Raw genomic sequence first — 21,567 nt, forward strand, 5'->3', positions numbered from 1 at the left:
TTATGCCATGATCGGGTACAGCGCCGCCCATGTTGCTTTTTTCTTATCACCGTATGTAGCGCATGTCCCTGTTTGAGCTAAGACAACGGCACTTCCCTGCCTGGGTTGGGATAATAGCCTTTGTTATGATCTTTTTGGCCCCTCCCATTTCGCAATCACTGGGAACCCGCCATCACGTTCAAACGCCGCCACACCATTCATTACCGGTGATAGCCGCCATCCCGGACCATCACAGCCACCACGTCATGCCCTCAGCCATGAAGACAGCTGAGGATCCATGAAGACAGCTGAGGATAAAGAAAAGATGGGCATGGATCATGCCGCTTGTGGTTATTGTGTCCTGCTTTCTTATCTGTCGTTACTGGCATTATCGGGCTGGCTTCAACCAGTCCCAACAGCCTGGCTACCTCGCTGGCTGTCGATGTACTCCATATTTACCCTGCTTTATACCCCACACTTCCTGTCACCATTACCGCGCGCGCCTCCTCATCAGCAAGCGTTTGTTCACTGACGTGGTGTCCGATACCGCTTACGACTGGTTTTATTGATGGGATCATCATCTCAGATGCCACGTAACAACTGTGCCTGCCGACAGGAGAAATACGTTTTATTGTCGGCTACTGGTTTACTCTATTGCGGAGGTTTTATGTCCGAGTCAAAAACCGAGACATCGTTTATTCAAGCGGAAACACTCACACATGCACCGCCTGCGCACGATACATATCGTGACCATCAAGTTCGCTCTCAGCGCGCGGCATTACAGGCATTATTACTGCGATTGCATTTTTATATTGGATTATTCGTTGGCCCGTTCATCTTTATTGCGGCACTGACCGGAACCCTATATGTCCTTACGCCACAGATTGAAGCAAAACTCTATTCTCACCAGTTATTTACTAACACTACCGGCACGCCCCGGTTATTATCGCAACAGATTACGGCAGCGACTCATGCTTTAGGTGATAAAGCCCAGTACGCCCGGCTGATAGCGGTTCGTCCAGCACCGGGGGGCGGACAGACGACACGGGTGTTGTACGCTCTGCCGGACCTTGGTCCATCCGAAAGTTTCGCCGTATTCGTGGATCCAGTCTCACTCGACATCCGTGGTGCGCTGACAACATATGGAACCAGCGGCATACTGCCATTCCGTATCAGTCTGGATTATTTGCATCGAAACCTGTTGTTGGGCGATATCGGTCGTCACTACAGTGAATTGGCCGCGTCCTGGTTATGGATTGCCGCGTTGGGTGGTGTGTATATCTGGTTATCGACTCGCAAAAGCCCCCCTCGTCTACGCCGAGCCTCCCCAACCACGCGTCCAAGTCCCGCCTGGCAACGCCAGCAATTACGCAGCAATCACGCTCTCACAGGCCTGATGTTGCTCATAGGGTTGCTATTCTTTTCAGCAACCGGCCTAACCTGGTCACGCTGGGCAGGTAACCACATCGCTCAGTTTCGTGCAGTTATGGGTTGGCAAACACCGTCAGTCAATACCAGACTGGACTCGATACCGGTCTCTCTTGCTTCACCTCACGCGGAGCACAGCATGATGTCGATACCGATGGCACCCTCCCCCATGGCATTACAAAGCACCGTCGATAGCGTACTGGCTGCGGCCAGGAAAGCCGGTATTGATGCTGGAAAAATAGAGATTCGCCCGGCGCTCAAACCTCAGCAAGCGTGGACTGTGAGTGAAATTGATCGGTCATGGCCGACACAAGTTGATGCCGTAGCGATTGATCCAACGACATTCCGCGTGATAGACAAAGTCAACTTCACCGACTATCCATTAGCGGCTAAATTGACGCGATGGGGGATTGACGCACACATGGGAATTCTGTTTGGCCTACCCAATCAGCTATTACTCGCAGCCTTTGGTATCGCGCTATGTAGCCTGATTGCATGGGGATATCGGATGTGGTGGGCACGACGCCCGACGCGTCTCCCCACACGAAACCCGGCACAAACCTTAACAATGGCTTTCCTGCAACTGAATGGCCGCTTCCGTCTGCTGATTCTGGTTATTACAAGTATGCTGGCTCTCAGTCTGCCAGTTATGGGAATCAGCTTGATGCTATTCTTGCTGATCGATATCTGGCGCTGGTCGAGACAGCGACAGATAACCTGACCCTTGCCTGCCCACCGAAAGTTTTGTCAATTAATGAGCGCTCATAGCAGCGCTCCTGATTATCAATCTGGCTGCATGTGGATATAAAAACGCAGCCACTCAATTACGCATTACCGTTTTGATTAGGCATCATTCCGGTCAGAATGTTGCCCATTCCTGTTTGTCAGGCACACTCCCATCTTTTACATCCGGTAGCCCCACCAGCCCTTTCTCCTCAAACTGGCGTCGTGCCGTCCCATTGCCGGATATGTGGGGGGTCAGTTTGAACACACTGACGGTTTTTGCCAGCGTTTGCGCCTGTTCCTGCAACGACAGCGCTGCAGCGGCGGATTCCTCGACTAATGCCGCATTCTGTTGTGTTGTGGTATCAATCTGCCCTATCGCCAGGTTGATCTGATTAATACCCTCGCTCTGCTCTTGAGCAGCTTTGGCAATTTCAGTGATAACATCACCTGCATTGTGCGCATTATCAATCACTTCGCCCATAGTCTGCTCCGTATTTTCCACCAGCAACATGCCTTCCTGCACTTTTTGTACCGAGTTATCAATCAGGGATTTTATTTCCTTGGCGGAATTGGCACTACGCTGCGCCAACGCCCGAACTTCGCTGGCCACAACGGCGAATCCCCGACCTTGTTCACCTGCCCGTGCAGCTTCAACTGCCGCATTCAAGGCCAGTATGTTGGTCTGGAAGGCAATACTATCAATAACACCGATAATTTCTGCCATACGCTGAGAGGCATTACGTATTTCACGCATTTCCCGCGTAACATTCGCCATCATGTCACCACCCTGACGGACAATACCGGAAGCTTGACCCGCCAGCGAAGCCGCGTGCTCTGTATTTGCCGCCGTATTCTTGATAGTCGCGGTCAGTTGTTCAATCGATGCCGCGGTCTGCTCCAGCGAACTGGCCTGTTCCTCAGTACGTGCAGACAGGTCCTGATTACCCGCTGCAATCTGCGATGCAGCAGAAGAAATGGTTTCGGCGCCATCACGCACCTGGGTAACGATATTGCGCAGATTGCCATTCATCTCATACAACGCCTGCAGCAACTTACCGGTTTCATCCTGCGTGCAGACGGAGGTTTCGGATGTCAAATCGCCTTTAGCAACCTTTTCAGCCAGCATTAACGCCTCCTGCAACGGATGCGTCACGCTACGGGTAATTCCCCATGCGATAAACCCGCCAGCCACAATGCTAATAATGAAGACGAACCACAGCATCATACGAACCTCGCGATAGCTTTGTTGTACCGCTTCGCGGGCGCTATTCATTTGGTCATTCTGATAATCGACGAACTCGGCGACTTTAGCTTTATATTTTTGCTGCAATGCCTGAGACACATTCATTAACTCTGCTACAGCTTCTCGTTTATTACCACGACTGATCAGATCCATCAATTTATTTCCCGACACGCTATACTCGCTGCGAATTTGCTGAATGCCTTTAAGCAAACTGACAGAATGCTCATCTTTAGCATTTTTACTTAAATCAGCTAATAACGTTGTAATCTCTTCTGAATGTCGTTTAATTTCTGCAGATTTGTTTCGGATATCGGAATCAGAATCCAGCACCAACACCAACTGCTGCCCCAATAAAGCGTCATTTAATTCGCCAATCAGTTTATTTCCTTTTGCCGTCAGTGGATAAAGATCAGAAACGGCGTAATCCATTTCTCGGCTAAAATCGCTCAATTTGTTTAACGCCACCCCACCGGCAATCAGTAGCATCATGATAAGAAATGAAAACCCGATTGCCAGTCTGTAACCTATTTTAAAGTTAGAAAAATTCATCTCAAGCTCCTTTAACAAAATCCTTTCGTTTGCAATCCAATAAAAATCGAGTGGTAAATAATTTATATTTACCAAGTTTCATACCTTAATAAATCCATTCCATTACAATATGAACCATGGGCACGCCATCTCTGCCTGGATATAAGGAAAGCAAGGTGAAGTAATAACACAAATCTCTTACCTGCGCATAGCACGATAGAACTGGTATGATCTAGCCGCAATGAGTCAAGATCAGATTCTGAATCACTCATGTTGATACACTTTTCGTACCAGCATGTTATTACAGTACAGGAAATCATTTTTCCTCCATGATTATCATTTCCTGCCATGAATCAGCTCATACCATGGCATGGCTATTTATATACCCGTCATACTTCACGTTGCAGGTGCGTTGACTTTATTATTACCCAACCCATCCTAAGCCTCACTCCTGTGGGGCTGCCGCCAGCACACTCACTTGCCGCGTGACAACGTTCATCATAAGCCTTGTCCTGACGGGCCAACGCGTTGCGTTGTTCAACACGCAGTGCATGTTGTCCTGCAACTCACATTATTTTGGGTATACCCGCTATTAACAATAACCGAATAAGGCATCCTGCCCTCCCCATTAACAGCGCAACCACCCTGTTCGGGTAACTACACAGATAATGGATTCTTTCACATTATAAAAGTAATGATAAGTGAATTGTGATTGACGGCAAAAAAATATTATAGAACGCTCCACATCATCATGTAATCACTTACGTAAATTTTCCCATTCAGGAAATCCTGTTATCTCAGATAACGTTTCTCTTTGAAATTAATACCATTCCATTATCACACAGAGAAATGCTCGATTAATTTTGGAAAAACCGACCAGATATTTATCTTTTTAAGGATATTTAGGATGATAAATTTCTCTTATTTTATTCAGATACATTTGTGGCTTACACCCGTAATTCTGATGATTTATAATAAGTTATACAATTCAGTTGGCGTTAGTTTCAAAATAGGTATCGACCAACAAGCAAAAACTATTCTCTCTTTTTCCCATGAAATTAAGTAGACTGACGCTTATTCAAGCCATATTCAGATATCAGCAAGCGCTGTCGTAGCTCGTCTTCTCCAACAAACATTTCCCTCCATAGCACATTGGCCTCTACTCTTGGGGGCTAAAGCAGTTGAATTAAGAGAGACATAAGCGAGATACATGCTGTATCACTACTGTGGATACAGCATGTGCGATGAGAGGAATTACTTCTTCCTGGACAGACCCTTGCCTTTCAGCAGTTGACGAAGCTTCTTGATTTCCTTTGCTGTCAGTGGCTGCTCCACGATTTCTTCGGTATTCTGACTATCAACGATCTCTGCCTCATCAGTACCATGGGCATGGTCTTCGATATCAAAACTTCTCAGCAAACGGGCACTGACCTCAGCGCTGATAGAAACCTCGTTTTCCAACGCGGCCGCTTTGATCTTTTCTTTCAGCTCCGAAGGGATTTTCAGTGACAGACTTGATATCTCACTCATTTCATTACCTTTTATGGCAGGATAAAATCTCAAACTATGCCAGTATGTTGGCAAAGTCCATACTGAAACAAAAAATTAATATAGATGTAATCAAAGCAACAAAAAAACATAAAAAATACACCCATTAAATGTGATATACATCACGGTTTTATTTGGGTTATTTCAATCACCATTTATCCCTACAACAGCAACAACCTGCTGTGGATTAGTTTATCGTTTTCAATCAACCGTTCAGTTTACAAAGTAAAGAATCATCGAAAAAATGAACAAATAAATTCAGATTTTTCCTGATCTTCATTCTTTGACATGTCCGTCAAAAATAAATTAGAAATACGCGTAATATTATTACAACGTAAGCTTCGCCGCAGATTGCGCCTATGACAAGAAGCTAGCTTGTTAACATTTGACAGACATCGTCAGTTGGAAATGAGGAAGATTGTTACTGCGTTGACGAAGATACAGAATGACGTGACTGTGCCCATGTCACAAGGCTGCCTGCTGGTATGTCTATCCGGATACCATTCGGGCATGGTTAATAGATTGATCAGAAAATTTTAACAGCATAGAATACGCCCCCCGGCAACCATAAGGAAATAAAAGTGTCGCACCATCATCTGTGGGAAATGATAAGAACCCTGTATTTCCTTGGCCTTTCGGTCTCAATGCTATTTACTTTTTTTATGAGTAAGGATAATTCTTTGGTTATGCGTTTTCTGGCTGCAATATTAATCGGTATCACCTGGCCATTAAGTTTTCCCGTAGTGATCGTTTTTTCATTTTTTTAATTATTATTACTTAATCAATTAGCAGACATGATATTCATTGTCCGGTTCGGCTACGGTCACTACAAACATTGATAATTCATGGTGGCTGAGTCTGTACCAGCATCTCAATCAAACATGACCTTAACCAAGCAATCGTGTCTTAACCGCGCGCACCTATTAATCCGGTAATTCGTTTTCCGACTGTGGTTGCTCCAACATCGCCTGAAGATCTTGTCTTAGCAGCGACATCTGACTGGCATACTTCTCCTTATGCTCTGCATCTTCAAGCAATTGCACGATAGTTTCTGACAAGGTTATGCCACGACGCTGTGCCAGCGCCGCCAGACGCTGCCAAACCAGATATTCAAGATCGATGGATTTTTTACGGGTATGTTGATGTTCAGCGTTGAAGTGCCGTTTACGTCGGGCACGAATCGTCTGCTTCATGCGGTTTTCCAGCATCGGATTCATGCACTGAGCAATCCACTCCAAAACCAATACCGGCTGGTTTTCCATTTTCAGCAAACGGCTTACCGCTTCATCAGCCGCGCTTTGCTCAATAAAACGCGTAACAGGCTCGCCCTCGCGATGTTTTTTGACCAGGTACTTCCACTTCCAGCCGCACTCAAGATTTTTTAGTTGTTGATATTTCATACATTATTCTTTAGTGACCGTGTAACGTGCCTGAACTTGTCCCCATTGTTGCCCGATATCCACGCAACAGGCAATCCCTGATTGATTATTTTTCATCCAAAATGCGCCCTGAATGCTTTCTTGCTAACCTCTTCACTCTCAGCACATATGCAGCCTTAAGAATTCTTGTATAATCGCCCTTTCCCTTTAAACAACTACAGCAGATACTTTGACCAGTAACCGACTCGAATGGCAGCAACTGCTGCCCGATCATACGCCATATCAAACGTTATTTTCCCAGGCAGCGCAACTTGCCCCCGCCGAATTCTCCATGGTGCAGCCGCGGCTGGCCGATGCGCTGACGATTTTCTGTCATCCCCGCTCACCGTCCCGGTTCATGTTATTGAAGGCTCAGGAGAATAACGCTTATCTGGCAGTGATTGCCAATGCCATCGCTCAATTGCCTGGCCAGCAGTCAGAAATGCCGCACGGCTGCCGTTATCACATTGATGGTCGTCAGATCAGCATCCAGCCAGCCCAGTACACAGATGATAATTTCGCAGCGACGCTGCGTTGCGGCTATCAGGAGTGGATCGAACCGGAACAGCTATTTGGTTGCGTGCGCATGTACAAAGATGACATCAGCCTGCAACCTGGCCTGCTGCATCGCGTCAATGGCGGCACGTTGATCCTGTCCGCCCGAACGTTACTGGCTCAACCACTGATGTGGCTACGGCTAAAGCAGATAATCATTGATGGTCAGTACCACTGGCTATCGCCCGACGAACGGCGACCTCTACCGGTAGAAATTCCATCAATGCCTATCGACCTGCGTCTGATAGTGCTCGGTGATCGTGAAAGTCTGGGCGACATCCATGACATGGAACCGGAGCTGGGTGAACTGGCTATCTACGGTGAATTTGAATCGCACCTCCAGTTGATCGAACCTGAAGACATGGTGCACTGGTGTTCTTACATCAATGCCTTGTGTCTGGAAAATCAATTGCCGTTGCTGACTGCTGACGCCTGGCCAGAACTGTTCACACTGGCAGTACGCTACAGTGGTGATCAGGGCAATGTTCCCTTATGCCCGCAATGGTTGACCCACCAGCTTAAACACGCCGCACTCTATGCCCGTGAGGAAGAGATTACCGGACAAGCGATCATTGATGCCGTCACAGCACGCCGCTGGCGTGAAGGTTATCTCTCCGAGCGTATGCAAGATGAAATCGAACTCGGCCAAGTATTGATCGAAACCGAAGGCGACATTATTGGTCAGGTTAATGGTCTGTCGGTGCTGGAATACGCTGGCTATCCGCTGATGTTTGGCGAACCAACCCGAATTAGTTGCGTCGTACATCCTGGAGATGGCGAGCTGACCGATGTTGAGCGTAAAGCAGAATTGGGCGGTAATCTTCATGCCAAGGGTATGATGATCATGCAGGCATTTCTGATTTCCGAACTGGAGTTGGAACAACAACTGCCGTTTTCTGCTTCAATCGTGTTTGAGCAGTCCTATGGCGAAGTTGACGGCGACAGCGCTTCACTGGCTGAACTCAGCGCCTTGATCAGTGCGTTGTCGCAATTTCCGATCAATCAACAACTGGCGGTGACCGGTTCTGTCGACCAGTTTGGACATGTACAACCGATTGGTGGCGTCAACGAAAAGATCGAAGGATTTTTCGAGGTATGCCAGCGCCGTGGTTTGACAGGCAAACAAGGCGTCATTATCCCGGCAACCAACCAGCGTCATTTATGCCTGTTACCAGACGTTATCGACGCAGTGCGCGAAGAACAATTCCATATCTATGCTGTAGATTCGGTAGCCGAAGCACTGATGCTGTTAACTCAGGTACCGTACGATGATGACCAGCAGCCCAGCCTGTTGGCCGCAATCCGTGAACGCATTGCACAGCTGTCACCTCAGGAGCGACGCCGCTTCCCGTGGTTTTTTCGATAAGGAAACTGGTTGGGCCAGAAGCAACGGACTTGCTCAGCGTACATCTGTACGCTAACCTGCCTGCTCCACAAAAACAGGGCTTATAGAAACATGGTAGACAAACGCGATTCCTATTCCAAAGAAGACCTTTTCGCCAGCGGACGCGGTGAACTGTTTGGTCCACAAGGGCCACTACTGCCGTCTGGCAACATGCTGATGATGGATCGTGTCATCTCGATGACCGAAGAAGGTGGTCTGCATGGAAAAGGCTATGTGGAAGCAGAACTGGACATCCATCCAGAACTGTGGTTCTTCGGTTGCCACTTCATTGGCGACCCGGTAATGCCTGGGTGCCTGGGCCTGGATGCTATGTGGCAGTTGGTAGGCTTCTACCTTGGCTGGCTGGGTGGTGAAGGCAAGGGGCGCGCGCTGGGCGTGGGCGAAGTGAAATTCACCGGTCAGGTGCTGCCGGATGCTAAAAAGGTAACTTATCGCATCCACTTCAAACGCGTTATCAACCGTAAGCTGATCATGGGCATCGCGGATGGCGAAGTTCTGGTGGATGGCCGTTTGATTTACACTGCGACCGACCTGAAAGTAGGTCTGTTCAAAGACACCAGCACGTTCTGATATCTGGAAAAAACGCGGCGTAAACGTCGCGTTTTGCTATAAACGCGGTTCAAGGCGCTCCTTGTCTCCAGCTTTATCTGCGATTTTTCTGTATTCCTTCACGTTACAATTCCTCCTAATTAATAATGTTCCCCTGTGTATCTGCCTCTTTCCTACAATTACTGACCCCTTTGCTGCAACGATAAAAGGGTACATGGTCAGGTAGTAAGGGCACACGTCCACGGATGCGATCAGCTACCTTCTCTGCCATCATGATGGTGGTGGCATTAAGATTGCCCGTAATAATCTGCGGCATGATCGATGCATCGACTACCCGCAATCCACTAAGGCCATGAACCCGCCCCTGACCATCCACCACTGCCATCGCATCCAGTCCCATTTTGCATGAGCAGGAAGGATGGTAAGCGGTTTGCGCATACTGGCGAATAAACGCATCCAGCTCGTCGTCAGTTTTCGCTTGCGACCCTGGGCTTATTTCCTCACCCCGATAGCGATTCAATGCTGGCTGCGACATGATTTCCCGGCTAATACGAATCGCTGCACGAAACTCCAGCCAGTCCTGCTCGGTGGACATATAGTTAAACAGAATATCTGGATGCTGCCGCGGATTACGAGAGCGCACATGGATGCGGCCACGACTGGGCGAACGCATCGACCCGGCATGTATCTGAAATCCATGCGTACGGACTGCCTGAGTACCGTTATAATTGATGGCCACCGGTAAGAAATGGAATTGCAGATTAGGCCGGTCATATGCTTCGCTGCTACGAATAAACCCACCTGCTTCAAACTGATTACTGGCGCCGATGCCGGTACCCAAAAGCAGCCATTCAGCGCCAATCTTCGGCTGATTAAACCACTTTAGCGCCGGATAGAGCGAAACCGGTTGTTTACAACGGTATTGCAAATACATTTCCAGATGATCTTGCAGATTCTGCCCAACCCCCGGCAAGTGCTGCACCAACGGAATATCCAGATTGCGCAGCAAATCAGCCGGACCAACGCCAGAGCGCTGCAATATCTGTGGCGATGCAATGGCTCCTGCGCACAGCAACACTTCCCGCCGCGCGGAGATGTACTGTGACTGGTTACTGCTGCCATGCAGATAACTGACGCCTGTAGCCCGCGAGCCGTCAAACACAATGCGATCAATCAGCGTATGGGTCACGATAGTTAAATTCGGACGTCCACGCGCCATGTCCAGATAACCACGAGCGGTGCTGGAGCGGCGCCCACGGGGAGTCACAGTACGATCCATAGGGCCAAACCCTTCCTGCTGATAGCCATTCAGATCATCCGTACGCGGATAACCCGCTTGTACGCCTGCATCGACCATCGCATGAAAAAGCTCGTTATTTCCCGCTTTGGGTGTCGTCACACATACCGGTCCCTGATCGCCATGATATACATTAGCGCCAATGTCACGCCGCTCCGACTTGCGGAAATACGGCAGGCAATGATGATAACGCCAGTCCGCTAAACCGGGCTGGCTGGCCCAGTGTTCAAAATCCATCGCATTACCGCGAATGTAGCACATGCCATTGATCAGCGATGATCCCCCAAGCCCTTTACCGCGTCCACACTCCATACGACGGTTATTCATATGCGGCTCTGGAGCCGTTTCATAAGCCCAGTTATAGCGCCGTCCCTGCAGTGGCCAGGCTAATGCGGCAGGCATCTGGGTACGGAAATCCAGTCGATAGTCTGATCCGCCAGCCTCCAGCAGCAGCACGCTGACATCCTGCTCTTCCGTCAAACGGGCAGCCAGCACGTTACCGGCAGAACCCGCACCAATAATGATGTAGTCATACTCCATGTCATCCTCCGTCAGTATTAAAAAATCGGATTAAAATCTCCTAGTTCTACCTGAATAGATTTGATTTGGGTGTAGCTGTGTAGTGTGGCAATACCATTTTCACGCCCCAACCCCGAATGCTTGTAACCGCCCACCGGCATTTCCGCCGGCGACTCGCCCCAGGTGTTAATCCAGCCGATCCCAGCCTGTAATTGATGGATAACCCGATGTGCCCGACTGATATCCCGTGTCACCACGCCAGCCGCCAGACCATAATTGGTCCCATTGGCACGCCGAACCACCTCATCTTCAGCGTCATAGGTGAGGATGCTCATCACCGGTCCGAAAATCTCTTCACGCACAATGGTCATATCATCCCGGCAATCGGTAAATACGGTGGGGGTGACCCAGGCACCACGGGAAAACGCATCGCCCTTCGGCACATCACCACCGATCAACAAACGAGCGCCCTCTTCCTTACCACGTTCGATATAGCGCAACACTGATTTCTGATGGGCAATACTTACCAACGGTCCAAAATTCACCGTGAGGTCTGTTGGGTCCCCCATACGAATACGAGCCACTCGCTCAAGGATCTTCTGCTCAAAAATCGGCTTTAGCGTGGTTGGGATAAACACTCTGGTACCATGGGTGCAAACTTGCCCACTACTGAAAAAATTGGCTGCCATGGCGATATCTGCAGCCCTATTCAGATCAACGTCATCAAAAATGATCAGCGGTGACTTACCGCCCAGTTCCAGAGTCACCGCTTTAAGACTGGACTTGGCCGCATTCGCCATCACCGTTTTGCCGCTGACGACCCCGCCGGTAAAAGATACCTTGGCTATACCGGGGTGGCGAGTCAGTGCCTGACCAACGGTTTTGCCACCACCGGTCAGCACATTAAATACGCCGGATGGCAGCCCCGCGTCATGGTAAATCTCCGCCAGTTGCAACGCGGTCAACGAGGTTACCTCGCTGGGCTTGAATATCACGGCATTGCCTGCCGCCAGCGCCGGGGCAGATTTCCATAACGCAATCTGCAGCGGATAATTCCAGGCACCAATCGCCGCTATCACGCCTAACGGTTCACGTCGGGTGTAGACAAAAGACGTATCGCGCAATGGGATCTGTTGCCCCTCCAGTGATGGCGCCAACCCAGCGTAGTACTCCAGCACACCGGCTCCGGTGGCAATATCCACCCTTCTGGTTTCTGACAACGGCTTACCGGTATCTTGAGTTTCCAGCAATGCCAGCTCGTCGTTACGTTCACGAAGTATCGCTACGGCACGAAGCAGCACGCGTGTTCGTTGCATCGCCGTCATCGCTGCCCACACAGATTGTCCTTGCTGTGCAGATGTTACCGCCCGACGGATGTCCCCCTCAGTAGCTTCCTGCAACTCGGCAAGTATCTCGCCAGTCGCAGGATTGACGGCAGGAAAGGTGTCATCACTGTCGCTGTTGGCACGCTTGCCGTGGATAAACAACGGCTGTAAACCATAAAGTGACATGATCAGCCCTCCTGTTCAGATGTCGCGCAAGGTGCCGTCTTCAACAGACTGTCGATAAAATGGCAGGCAACCGCTAACGATTCATCCTGACTCCCCGCCTTGTCATTCAGCGCAGTGCGCAACCACAATCCATCAATCAACCCAGCCAAGCCTTTTGCCGCTCGACGCGCGTCTTCAAGCGCTAAACAGCGACGGAATTCAACGCATAGGTTGGAGTAAAGCCGGCGGCTGCTGACGCGCTGCAACCGGTAAAGGCCGGGGGAATGCATACTGCAAGCCCAGAATGCCAGCCAGGTCTTCATTGCCGCAGGATTGGTTTGGCTTGCATCGAAATTGCCGGCCACAATTGCATGTAACCGCAATCGGGGATCATCTGAGGTCAGAGCTGCCAGGCGGGTTCTGACAGCGTTTGCTAATAGATGCAACAAATAGCGCATTGTGGCGTCAAGCAAGCCGTTCTTGTCCTGAAAATAGTGACTGATGATGCCGCCAGAGACGCCCGCCCGACGCGCTATCTGCGCAATCGATGCCTCGTGAAGCCCCACCTCATCGATAGCCATCAAGGTGGCATCGATCAATTGTTGTCGCCTGATCGGCTGCATCCCGACTTTAGGCATAGTGACCTCCAGACATAGTGCCCCCCTGTTACAGATTTATAGCGACGGCACCTGCCGTACTGCCGTCTATTTACGCAACGTCATTGCATTTATTTTTAATTGAACGATCAATTAAAAATAAATGCAACCTGCAAAGCCTTTAAAAAAAACCATAGCGAGAGGTCGAGCAGGTCACGTTTTTGCGATCAATTACAGTACCCGGTGGTTTGCGGTTTCTGGCGAGCAAGGTATACTGAGCAGATAAATGAAATGATGTTTTAAAAATTTAGTTATCTGCACACGTAAAGGAACGAACATGAAAATTGCACTGATTAACGAGAACAGCCAGGCCGCAAAGAACGAGATTATCGCTACAGCGCTGACCAAAGCCGTGGAGCCGCTGGGCCATACGGTATATAACTACGGTCAATACACCGTTGAAGATGCTGCGCAGTTGACCTATATCCAAAACGGTATTTTGGCTGCTATCCTGCTCAACTCCGGTGCCGCTGATTTCGTCGTCACGGGGTGTGGTACCGGTCAAGGTGCAATGCTGGCCTGTAACTCTTTCCCTGGCGTAATCTGTGGGCTGGTTGTTGATCCGTCAGACGCCTACCTGTTCTCTCAGATCAATAATGGCAACGCGGTTTCTTTGCCTTACGCTAAAGGCTTTGGCTGGGGTGCGGAACTGAATCTGGAAAACCTGTTCACACAATTGTTCAAAGAAGAAGGTGGTCGCGGCTATCCGAGTGATCGCGTTGCTCCGCAGCAGCGCAACAAAAAAATCCTGGATGCCGTCAAGGAGGTGACCTATCGGGATCTGATCACCATTCTGAAAGGTTTGGATCAGGAACTGGTTAAAGGCGCTATCGCCGGCTCGAAATTTCAGGAATATTTCTTTGCCAATAGCAAAGACGCCGAACTGACCAACTACATCAAATCTCTGCTGAACTAAATGTAGCTGAGTGTGGTGTTACCCGACCACCGTCCCAACGGTGGTCTTTTTTTGCCAGCAATATGGTGCTCGTTTGTTCGGGTCGCACAACAGTTAGCCAGACGTTTTAAAAGCCGGAAATACTGCTTGACCATAACCGGACGACTCCCTATAGTAGCGCCCCGTTGCCCCTGTGGCGACGAACCGGTGAGGTGTCCGAGTGGCTGAAGGAGCACGCCTGGAAAGTGTGTATACGTGAAAACGTATCGAGGGTTCGAATCCCTCCCTCACCGCCAGATTAAAAACAAAAACCCCGGACTTGCGTCTGGGGTTTTTGTTTTTAATTCGGTGATGCGTGGATGAATATCACCACAGTACTCGACAGGATCGCAGCAAGCCGAGTGCAACGCGCGGGTCTATTCGCCAAACGAGTAAACCTGAGCATCCATAAAGCCAACGCTTAAGCAGCAGCGCCTATCCCCATGACAATCAAATGATTTAACGTATCGTCACGCAATTAGATGTTGTATTGTCCCAGCTCCGAATTGAGCTTATTCATATCAGTATCCAGAAGGCAATATAATCACTCGATTCATATTTTTCAGGAAAGATAAATAAAAATCGCTCCCCTACCCTCATTAATGTTTCCTTAATCTAAAAAAAATAAATTCACCACTGAAAGATCACTATACCTTTGCATTATTACCACCACGTTTTCCCTGGCGGAGTATTCCAACATGACCATTGTAAAGAAATTAGCTATTGCAATCAGCATATTCACCCTTGCACTGATTAGTGTCGGTGGTTTTGGTCTTCATTCACTTAGCCAGTCAAAAGACCGTCTGGAATATGTGATGACTAACACGTTACCTAGCCTTGATAATCTGGTGAAGTCTAATAATACATTAAACGATGCACGTAGCGCGCTGGCACTCACGTTTCTCACCAGAGAAGAGCAACAGCGTAATACCTTAAAACGCGCACTAGACGATTCGCTCGCCAGAGTTGAAAAACTGAATGCTATTTATAAAAAGGATCTGATTTCTGATGCTAAAGATATGCAGATGGCTAATGATAATCTGCAATATCTGAATGAATTCCGGTCAGCCAAAGATAAACTGTTTCAGCAATTCCAGACCGATAGTCAGGCTGTAGAGAAAGCCTTCTCATCACAGGGATATGTGACTCTGGCGCAAGAGAAGCTGGTAAAAGGATTCCAGGAGCAGTACGACTACAATGTCACGTTGGCTGACAAACTACAGGAACAGAACAGCACCAGCTTCAAGCAGGCGTTTTTCGGGCTGATGGGGTTGATTGTAGCCGCACTGCTCGCCGCCGGAACGTTGTCTACTGTGATTATCAACTATGTACGCACCAGCCTGAATGCTCTGCGCCAAACGCTGATTTCAGTCAGTGAGAATCTGGATCTGACACGACAAGCCGATGCCAGCAAAAATGATGAAATCGGCCAGACATCAGGCGCTTTCAACAATCTGATCCAACGCTTCGCAATGGTACTGTCCGACGTTCGCTCTGCCAGCGAAAACGTTTCGACCGCATCCGGTGAGATTGCTGCCGCCAATGAAGATCTCTCAGCCAGAACGGAAGAGCAAGCCTCTTCGTTGGCACAGACCGCCGCCAGTATGCATGAAATTTCATCTACCATCGAAAGTAACGTTGATAATACCGCACATGCTAATAAGCTGGGCCAACAAGCAAGCGTTGCTGTTCAACATGGCGACGAAGCCGTACAACGCATGATGCACGCAATGGAAGATATCGCTCACGGGTCAGAGAAAGTCGCCGATATCACCAACCTTATCGAGGGCATCGCTTTCCAGACAAATATCCTGGCACTGAATGCAGCGGTGGAAGCGGCCCGTGCGGGTGAACATGGCCGAGGTTTTGCGGTGGTAGCCGGAGAAGTTCGCACATTGTCCCAACGTTCTTCATCTGCTGCCAAAGAGATCAAAACGCTGATAGACAGTGCAATTTCCGCCGTAAAACATGGCGCGGTACAGGCAGATGAAGTTCGCGAAGCTATCAACAATGTGAAAGGGGTGATTCAGAACGTGTCCAATCTGGTCAATGAAGTTTCTCTGGCATCAGAAGAACAAAGTCGCGGCATCTCTCAAATTAATACCGCCATTAACCAGATGGAAGCCGTCACCCAACAGAATGCCGCAATGGTAGAACAAGCTTCCTCTGCAGCCGATTCACTCAACGAGCAGGCATCCAGATTGCGTCAGTCGGTAGAGGTATTCAAACTTCAAGGAACCCCCAACGTCTCCGGGGTACATGCAATGGGTGGTATAAACGCTTTGCGCCTCAGTAATCACTAATTGGCTTGGTATTTCAGTAAAAAGGGTTGCCTGGGCAACCCTTTTCATTTTCACGTCAACCGAGGTTCAGGAATACGCTATCAGCGTACGCTGGCAGAGCTCAGAACGGACACAATCCTCTTTACCAAAGGTAACGATGCTTACCATATCATCCTCCCTGAACCTCTCCAGCGCATCACGCAGACCTGATTTTACACCAGCAGGCAAGTCACACTGCGTAATATCACCATTGACAATCACTGTGACGTTCTCGCCCAAACGTGTCAGGAACATCTTCATCTGATTGACAGTAACGTTCTGCGCTTCATCCAAAATCACCACAGCATTCTCGAACGTCCGCCCACGCATGTAGGCAAACGGCGAAATTTCCACTTTGGCGATTTCCGGTCTCAGGCAATATTGCAAAAAGGAAGACCCTAGCCGGCGCTGCAATACGTCATATACCGGTCGAAAATAGGGTGCGAACTTCTCCGTGATATCGCCTGGCAGGAAGCCAAGATCTTCCTCAGCCTGTAATACTGGCCGTGTAACGATAATGCGTTCAACCTCTTTATGAAGCAGTGCTTCAGCCGCTTTGGCAGCACTGAGAAACGTTTTGCCACAACCAGCCTCACCAGTGGCAAAGATTAACTGTTTATTTTCTATTGCAGACAAGTAATGTTCCTGAGCTGGGTTTCGCGCCTCAATCGCTGAGGTGTCGCGGCTCTCACGCGCCATACCGATAGCTTCAATGCCGCCCAACTGAACCAGAGAAGTGACCGAATCTTCTTCACGCTGACGATGGCTGCGCGATTCACGTCTGATGACACGTTTAGCTTCACGACGCGCTTTGATCACTGCTTTTTGTCTTCCCATAGTGGCACCTTACAGTTTGTTTCATTGACCGTTCGACCCAGAGCCGATGGTGTTTTGTTCACAAAATGAGGTTTGGCTTCCTTATTAAGCCGCAATGCAGGTGAAATGACATAAAACCAATGCGTAATAGGCAACGTGCCCTTTATGGGGATCACGACACGCTCAGCATTGGGAGTAGAGGCTGGAGCGACGATTGCTCCATGGATCCTATCGCAACAAACGGGGGACAGTGGAAAAACGAAGAGGGAGAAAGAGCCTCCGCCTCTACAAGGCGGCAGAAACGAGCGAATTTGCTGACTGTTCCGTCCAGGGAAGGACTCTACCATTCGCGCTCCTCACTGTGACATAACTATTCGAATGAATAATGATTAGTCGCATCAGGCATTCAACATCTCTGGAAGAAATTACCGCCTACAGATGTCATTAATATGACAGTGCCTATTTTGCCCCAACATGGCAAGTTTTTTTACACTTCCATAACATGAAGCTATATATGGTGCCAACTATAAGCCTGATTAACTCTATGTGAGATTAACGATAATGAGATTTCCTCCGCTGGCCAGCGGAGGAATCCGAAGACTAGTAATGTTTCTGCCAGCACAAATATTGATCATACTTCCTTAGCGCGCTGCGGTATGTATTCTGTTCGATATCAGGTAAATAATCGCACACGCGTTGCTGAATATTGCCGTCCGACGTAAAGTTATCCTGTGGATAATTCTTCGCCAGCAGCAATTCATCCAGACGCCGTAAGCGAATGACGTATTCTCGCATAGTGCTGTGGCGTACCTCGGTCTGCTCGATCAGATATTGTGTAAACGCTTTAATATCGAAGTAATTGGCATGTGTGTTGCAGTAAACCTCACTGCAAAAACGGCATAATGGGATGAGTTCTTCCTGCACAGATTCCCAGATAGCGTTATCAATCAGCCGATCCATCATGGCAATCGACTTTTTATTGATGAGCTGATCACGGAACACCAGCGAAACACGATCCAGTTCTTTGGCACAATTAGCGCAGTGTGTTTGCCTGTGTTTGAAATCCTTCAAATACCGGCTCAAAAGCTGCTTCTTCCTGATTGTTTGGGGCATGAGTCCATTCCTGACAGTATGTGATACAACTACATATCTGCGTGCTCCAAAATTAAACGTCATTCATTAATTTCGCACGCAGACGCTTTATCGCCTGGCTATGCAACTGACTGACGCGCGACTCTCCCACCTCCAGAACCGCACCAATTTCCTTTAGGTTCAGTTCTTCCTGATAATAGAGAGTCAACACCATTTTTTCGCGTTCTGGTAGGTTCTCAATCGCGTCCATCACCCGCTGGCGTAAATTTACATCCATCAGTTGATTTAGCGGATTAGCTTCTTCGTTCCCTTCCAGTAACGCCTCAGCACTATCCCCGTGTTCTTCCCGCCATTCATCGTAAGAAAACAACTGGCTATTGTTAGTATCCAGAAGTATCTGGCGATATTCCTCCAGCGAGATATTCAGGGTTTGGGCTACTTCCTGTTCGGAAGGAACCCGACCGAGTGACTGTTCAGCCTGCTGCATCGCCTGCGCCACTTCCCGAGCGTTACGCCTGACACTGCGTGGCGCCCAGTCCCGACTGCGCAACTCATCCAGCATCGCACCACGGATACGCTGCACGGCATAGGTAGTAAATGCCGTGCCTTGCAACGAATCATAGCGCTCTACGGCACTGAGCAGCCCGATACCCCCTGCTTGCAGGAGATCATCAAGCTCAACGCTTGCCGGGAGACGAACCTGTAAACGTAAGGCTTCATGGCGCACCAAAGGAACATAGCGCTTCCATAATGAATTTTTATCCATTGTGCCTTCAGCGGTATACAGTTCGCTCACAGTGATAAATACCTATAAAATTAAGGTGCTCAACATCATTATGCGTTTAGCATACTATGGCAATCGGGAGAACAGATGTAGAAAAAAGGCTTTTTTCAGATATCTTTGATAGCTAACTAAGAATGTCTCAGATACGAGCCTTTCCTGAATAATAAGATAATCCATTCGTTTTTGACAGAGGTTATGATAGCGCTATGCGATACGTAACACATATTGCTTCAGAGTATATCGTCCATTGTCCTATTTCCGCCTTTTTTGATTCTAACCTACTGATGTTTGCGGTACATGTTGTAATTAATACAGTGACAGGTATATCTAAATAACCTCTGATGATAGCGCTACATTTGCCAGATGATGACTGCATCAACACTGACCTCATATGATGAGAAGTGAGGTATAAATATGCGATGCTATATAATATAGACTCTAGAATAATGGTATCCTGGCGAATACCGGTGGCATAAGATGTACGGTAAACAGATGAGGTAGATAAATTTGAGTCTGCCAGTACCTACCTGCGATAGGTACTGGTCTTATGAGTATCAATCAGTCTGAAGAGATAAATACCAGAGGATTCAAACACAGTCGATCCTTACTATGGCTCGACCACCTATAAAAAATTAAAGAATAAGTCCGGTAATCAATCGATTACGAGATATTCCCATTTGTTCAAAAACCTCTAAGATCCTCGGACTAGCCTGAACAGCAGAGATAAGAATTGGCGTATCACACTCCAATAATTTTTCCGGATGAAAAATATCTATCCCGTTCAGCGAAGTATTTATCTTAGACGGCGTATTATCTACAATAAATTTAACTTTAACTGTTTTAAAGAACATAGTGCTATTTAACAAAAGATTAGTTTGTGCACCTGCTCCCCAAATTATAATTTCACTATAATGCTCTTTATTAGCAACAATATCAGAATAACCCAGAGTATCCAGATTATTGATAAGGCTAGCATACTCGTCTGATGATACCGCAGATAAACGCTGTCGAAGCAGATCATCAAAGAAAACATATCGACAATGTTCTTTTACCAACAATCCGTACAGCAACACGGCTGAAGTCGCTGATTTTATGTCAATTTTTTCTTTCTTAAAATTATAACTGATTTGAAAATTACACTTTGAAAGTTTATTTTTAGCAATAAGAGAAACAAAAGCATAAACCTCTTCGACGTCATTATTATTATCAGTAAATATATATTTAATTGTGACGTTTTTTGAATTTTTACTTGAGTAACGGACAAGGTTATTTATCACTCGGTCAAAATTCTTATTTTTCCTAACTTCAATAAATTTCTCTCTTGTACCGGCATCAATACTTGTTACAGTTATAGCCTGATCTTTATCTATTGCATCATTTAACTCTTTAATATACTTAGTCGCATTCGTAATAACCCGTTGCTTAACTAAAGGGAATTTATCCGAAATATAGGTAAAGCTTTCAGAAAAACCTTGAAAAATTGTTGGCTCCCCTCCTCCCCACACTATAGATTCACACTGAGAAAGATCGATGGATTTAATTAACCCATATACATCATAAGATGGTTTTTTACCTCCATAATAGGTATCATTACAGTATTCACATTTCATATTGCATACAGAATGATATTCAAGTGATAAATATTTTGGAGCTACTTTTTCAATCCCGCCCCATGATTTAAACTCCAGGAATGGGCATCCATTACACTCACTTGCCTCTCCTTTATTTAATCTTAAGTATAGTTCTCGCTTAGCATTCAGAATATTTTCTTCACTAAAATCAGGGGAATCTGATTTCGAGTTATTTAATAAAACAACATCCCCTTTCATTATTCCATTAACAAAAAATCGCTTACAGCAAGTTCTTATCTCATCTGGAGCAAGAAATAAAGAATGGTGCAGGTCAAAACAACTCCAGCTTTTTTCTTTTATTTCATCCATGAATTTATCTAATACAGTGACAGCATTAGCTTGATCATGCTCCATAACCGAAATAAATTTTCTGTAAATCATCCAATATTTTGTTTCAATTAGTACTTTCCTATTTGTATTAAAATGTCCTTCAACGCCTTTCCATTGATCATATATCAAGTGATATAATTCTAATTTATTTACAGGATTTAATTTTTGAATTTCTCGAACTCTTGTCGCGATAAGACCAACAACGCCCATAAATAATTGCTTATTGAGAACAGAACTTAGCGCATTTTTTGTTAACAGGAAGCTTCTTATTTCTTCAAAGGCTCGAAAAAAACCAATAATATGCTCATTTTTAATATG

17 protein-coding genes and 1 tRNA gene are annotated in these 21,567 nt (G+C 47.4%); 8 read left to right on the forward strand and 10 right to left on the reverse strand.

Annotation, left to right across the window (positions count from 1 at the left end; translation table 11 throughout):
* Nucleotides 1–277: 277 nt before the first annotated feature.
* Together Dpoa2040_RS09310 and Dpoa2040_RS09315 are read left to right on the forward strand one after the other, a co-directional pair.
* Nucleotides 278–511, forward strand: a complete 234-nt coding sequence (locus Dpoa2040_RS09310) for a DUF2946 family protein (RefSeq protein ID WP_168641071.1) — start codon at nucleotides 278–280, stop codon at nucleotides 509–511.
* 135 nt (nucleotides 512–646) lie between these two features.
* Complete coding sequence (locus tag Dpoa2040_RS09315) at nucleotides 647–2,128, forward strand: PepSY domain-containing protein (protein ID WP_168641072.1); 1,482 nt, start codon at nucleotides 647–649, stop codon at nucleotides 2,126–2,128.
* Between the two features lie 138 nt (nucleotides 2,129–2,266).
* Here the strand turns inward: Dpoa2040_RS09315 and Dpoa2040_RS09320 are convergent, their stop codons facing one another.
* Both Dpoa2040_RS09320 and Dpoa2040_RS09325 read right to left on the reverse strand, forming a co-directional pair.
* Complete coding sequence (locus Dpoa2040_RS09320) at nucleotides 2,267–3,925, reverse strand: methyl-accepting chemotaxis protein (protein ID WP_168641073.1); 1,659 nt, start codon at nucleotides 3,923–3,925, stop codon at nucleotides 2,267–2,269.
* A 1,233-nt stretch (nucleotides 3,926–5,158) separates the two neighbouring features.
* Complete coding sequence (locus Dpoa2040_RS09325; RefSeq protein WP_042871230.1) at nucleotides 5,159–5,434, reverse strand: hypothetical protein; 276 nt, start codon at nucleotides 5,432–5,434, stop codon at nucleotides 5,159–5,161.
* A 599-nt stretch (nucleotides 5,435–6,033) separates the two neighbouring features.
* Between Dpoa2040_RS09325 and Dpoa2040_RS09330 the strand changes: the two genes are divergently transcribed.
* Nucleotides 6,034–6,219: a GhoT/OrtT family toxin gene (locus Dpoa2040_RS09330; RefSeq protein ID WP_128569734.1), complete on the forward strand. Its 186-nt coding sequence runs from the start codon at nucleotides 6,034–6,036 to the stop codon at nucleotides 6,217–6,219.
* A 156-nt stretch (nucleotides 6,220–6,375) separates the two neighbouring features.
* On the opposite strand, the gene matP is transcribed toward Dpoa2040_RS09330, so the two are convergent.
* Nucleotides 6,376–6,852 (reverse strand): macrodomain Ter protein MatP, encoded by a 477-nt coding sequence (gene matP / locus Dpoa2040_RS09335; RefSeq protein ID WP_042871232.1) that lies wholly within the window; start codon nucleotides 6,850–6,852, stop codon nucleotides 6,376–6,378.
* 208 nt (nucleotides 6,853–7,060) lie between these two features.
* Here matP and Dpoa2040_RS09340 point away from each other — a divergent pair, with 208 nt between their 5' ends.
* Both Dpoa2040_RS09340 and fabA read left to right on the forward strand, forming a co-directional pair.
* On the forward strand, nucleotides 7,061–8,791 hold the full coding sequence (locus Dpoa2040_RS09340) for a Lon protease family protein (RefSeq protein ID WP_042871234.1): 1,731 nt from the start codon (nucleotides 7,061–7,063) through the stop codon (nucleotides 8,789–8,791).
* A 90-nt stretch (nucleotides 8,792–8,881) separates the two neighbouring features.
* Nucleotides 8,882–9,400, forward strand: coding sequence for a bifunctional 3-hydroxydecanoyl-ACP dehydratase/trans-2-decenoyl-ACP isomerase (gene fabA, locus Dpoa2040_RS09345; protein ID WP_042871237.1), 519 nt, complete (start codon nucleotides 8,882–8,884; stop codon nucleotides 9,398–9,400).
* Nucleotides 9,401–9,515: 115 nt separating this feature from the next.
* Here the strand turns inward: fabA and betA are convergent, their stop codons facing one another.
* Genes betA through betI form a run of 3 tightly spaced genes read right to left on the reverse strand, consistent with a single transcriptional unit; the run spans nucleotide 9,516 to nucleotide 13,323 of the window.
* Nucleotides 9,516–11,216 carry a choline dehydrogenase gene (betA, locus tag Dpoa2040_RS09350; protein WP_050569460.1) on the reverse strand — a complete coding sequence of 567 codons (1,701 nt, stop codon included), beginning with the start codon at nucleotides 11,214–11,216 and terminating at the stop codon, nucleotides 9,516–9,518.
* 17 nt (nucleotides 11,217–11,233) lie between these two features.
* Nucleotides 11,234–12,706, reverse strand: coding sequence for a betaine-aldehyde dehydrogenase (gene betB, locus Dpoa2040_RS09355; RefSeq protein ID WP_168641074.1), 1,473 nt, complete (start codon nucleotides 12,704–12,706; stop codon nucleotides 11,234–11,236).
* Between the two features lie 2 nt (nucleotides 12,707–12,708).
* Entirely contained in the window at nucleotides 12,709–13,323 is a 615-nt protein-coding gene (gene betI / locus Dpoa2040_RS09360; protein ID WP_042871240.1) for a transcriptional regulator BetI, read from the reverse strand.
* A gap of 295 nt (nucleotides 13,324–13,618) precedes the next feature.
* Here betI and Dpoa2040_RS09365 point away from each other — a divergent pair, with 295 nt between their 5' ends.
* From Dpoa2040_RS09365 to Dpoa2040_RS09375, 3 genes are all read left to right on the forward strand, one after another.
* The gene (locus Dpoa2040_RS09365; protein ID WP_042871242.1) at nucleotides 13,619–14,257 is read left to right on the forward strand and encodes an RpiB/LacA/LacB family sugar-phosphate isomerase; all 639 of its coding nucleotides are present in this window, start codon (nucleotides 13,619–13,621) and stop codon (nucleotides 14,255–14,257) included.
* A gap of 185 nt (nucleotides 14,258–14,442) precedes the next feature.
* Nucleotides 14,443–14,532, forward strand: a tRNA-Ser gene (locus Dpoa2040_RS09370).
* Between the two features lie 441 nt (nucleotides 14,533–14,973).
* A complete protein-coding gene (locus Dpoa2040_RS09375) occupies nucleotides 14,974–16,578 on the forward strand; it encodes a methyl-accepting chemotaxis protein (protein ID WP_168641075.1) in 1,605 nt (534 codons plus the stop codon).
* 66 nt (nucleotides 16,579–16,644) lie between these two features.
* On the opposite strand, the gene phoH is transcribed toward Dpoa2040_RS09375, so the two are convergent.
* From phoH to Dpoa2040_RS09395, 4 genes are all read right to left on the reverse strand, one after another.
* Nucleotides 16,645–17,433 (reverse strand): phosphate starvation-inducible protein PhoH, encoded by a 789-nt coding sequence (gene phoH / locus Dpoa2040_RS09380; protein ID WP_042871246.1) that lies wholly within the window; start codon nucleotides 17,431–17,433, stop codon nucleotides 16,645–16,647.
* A gap of 579 nt (nucleotides 17,434–18,012) precedes the next feature.
* Nucleotides 18,013–18,525 carry a flagella biosynthesis regulatory protein FliZ gene (gene fliZ / locus Dpoa2040_RS09385; protein WP_042871248.1) on the reverse strand — a complete coding sequence of 171 codons (513 nt, stop codon included), beginning with the start codon at nucleotides 18,523–18,525 and terminating at the stop codon, nucleotides 18,013–18,015.
* 52 nt (nucleotides 18,526–18,577) lie between these two features.
* Nucleotides 18,578–19,300, reverse strand: a complete 723-nt coding sequence (locus Dpoa2040_RS09390) for an RNA polymerase sigma factor FliA (protein ID WP_168641076.1) — start codon at nucleotides 19,298–19,300, stop codon at nucleotides 18,578–18,580.
* A 620-nt stretch (nucleotides 19,301–19,920) separates the two neighbouring features.
* On the reverse strand, nucleotides 19,921–21,567 hold a 1,647-nt coding region (locus tag Dpoa2040_RS09395; RefSeq protein ID WP_168641077.1), incomplete at its 5' end, for a radical SAM protein.

This window comes from Dickeya sp. CFBP 2040 (genome assembly GCF_012273755.1).
In the GTDB taxonomy this organism is placed as follows: Bacteria; Pseudomonadota; Gammaproteobacteria; order Enterobacterales; family Enterobacteriaceae; genus Dickeya; species Dickeya poaceiphila.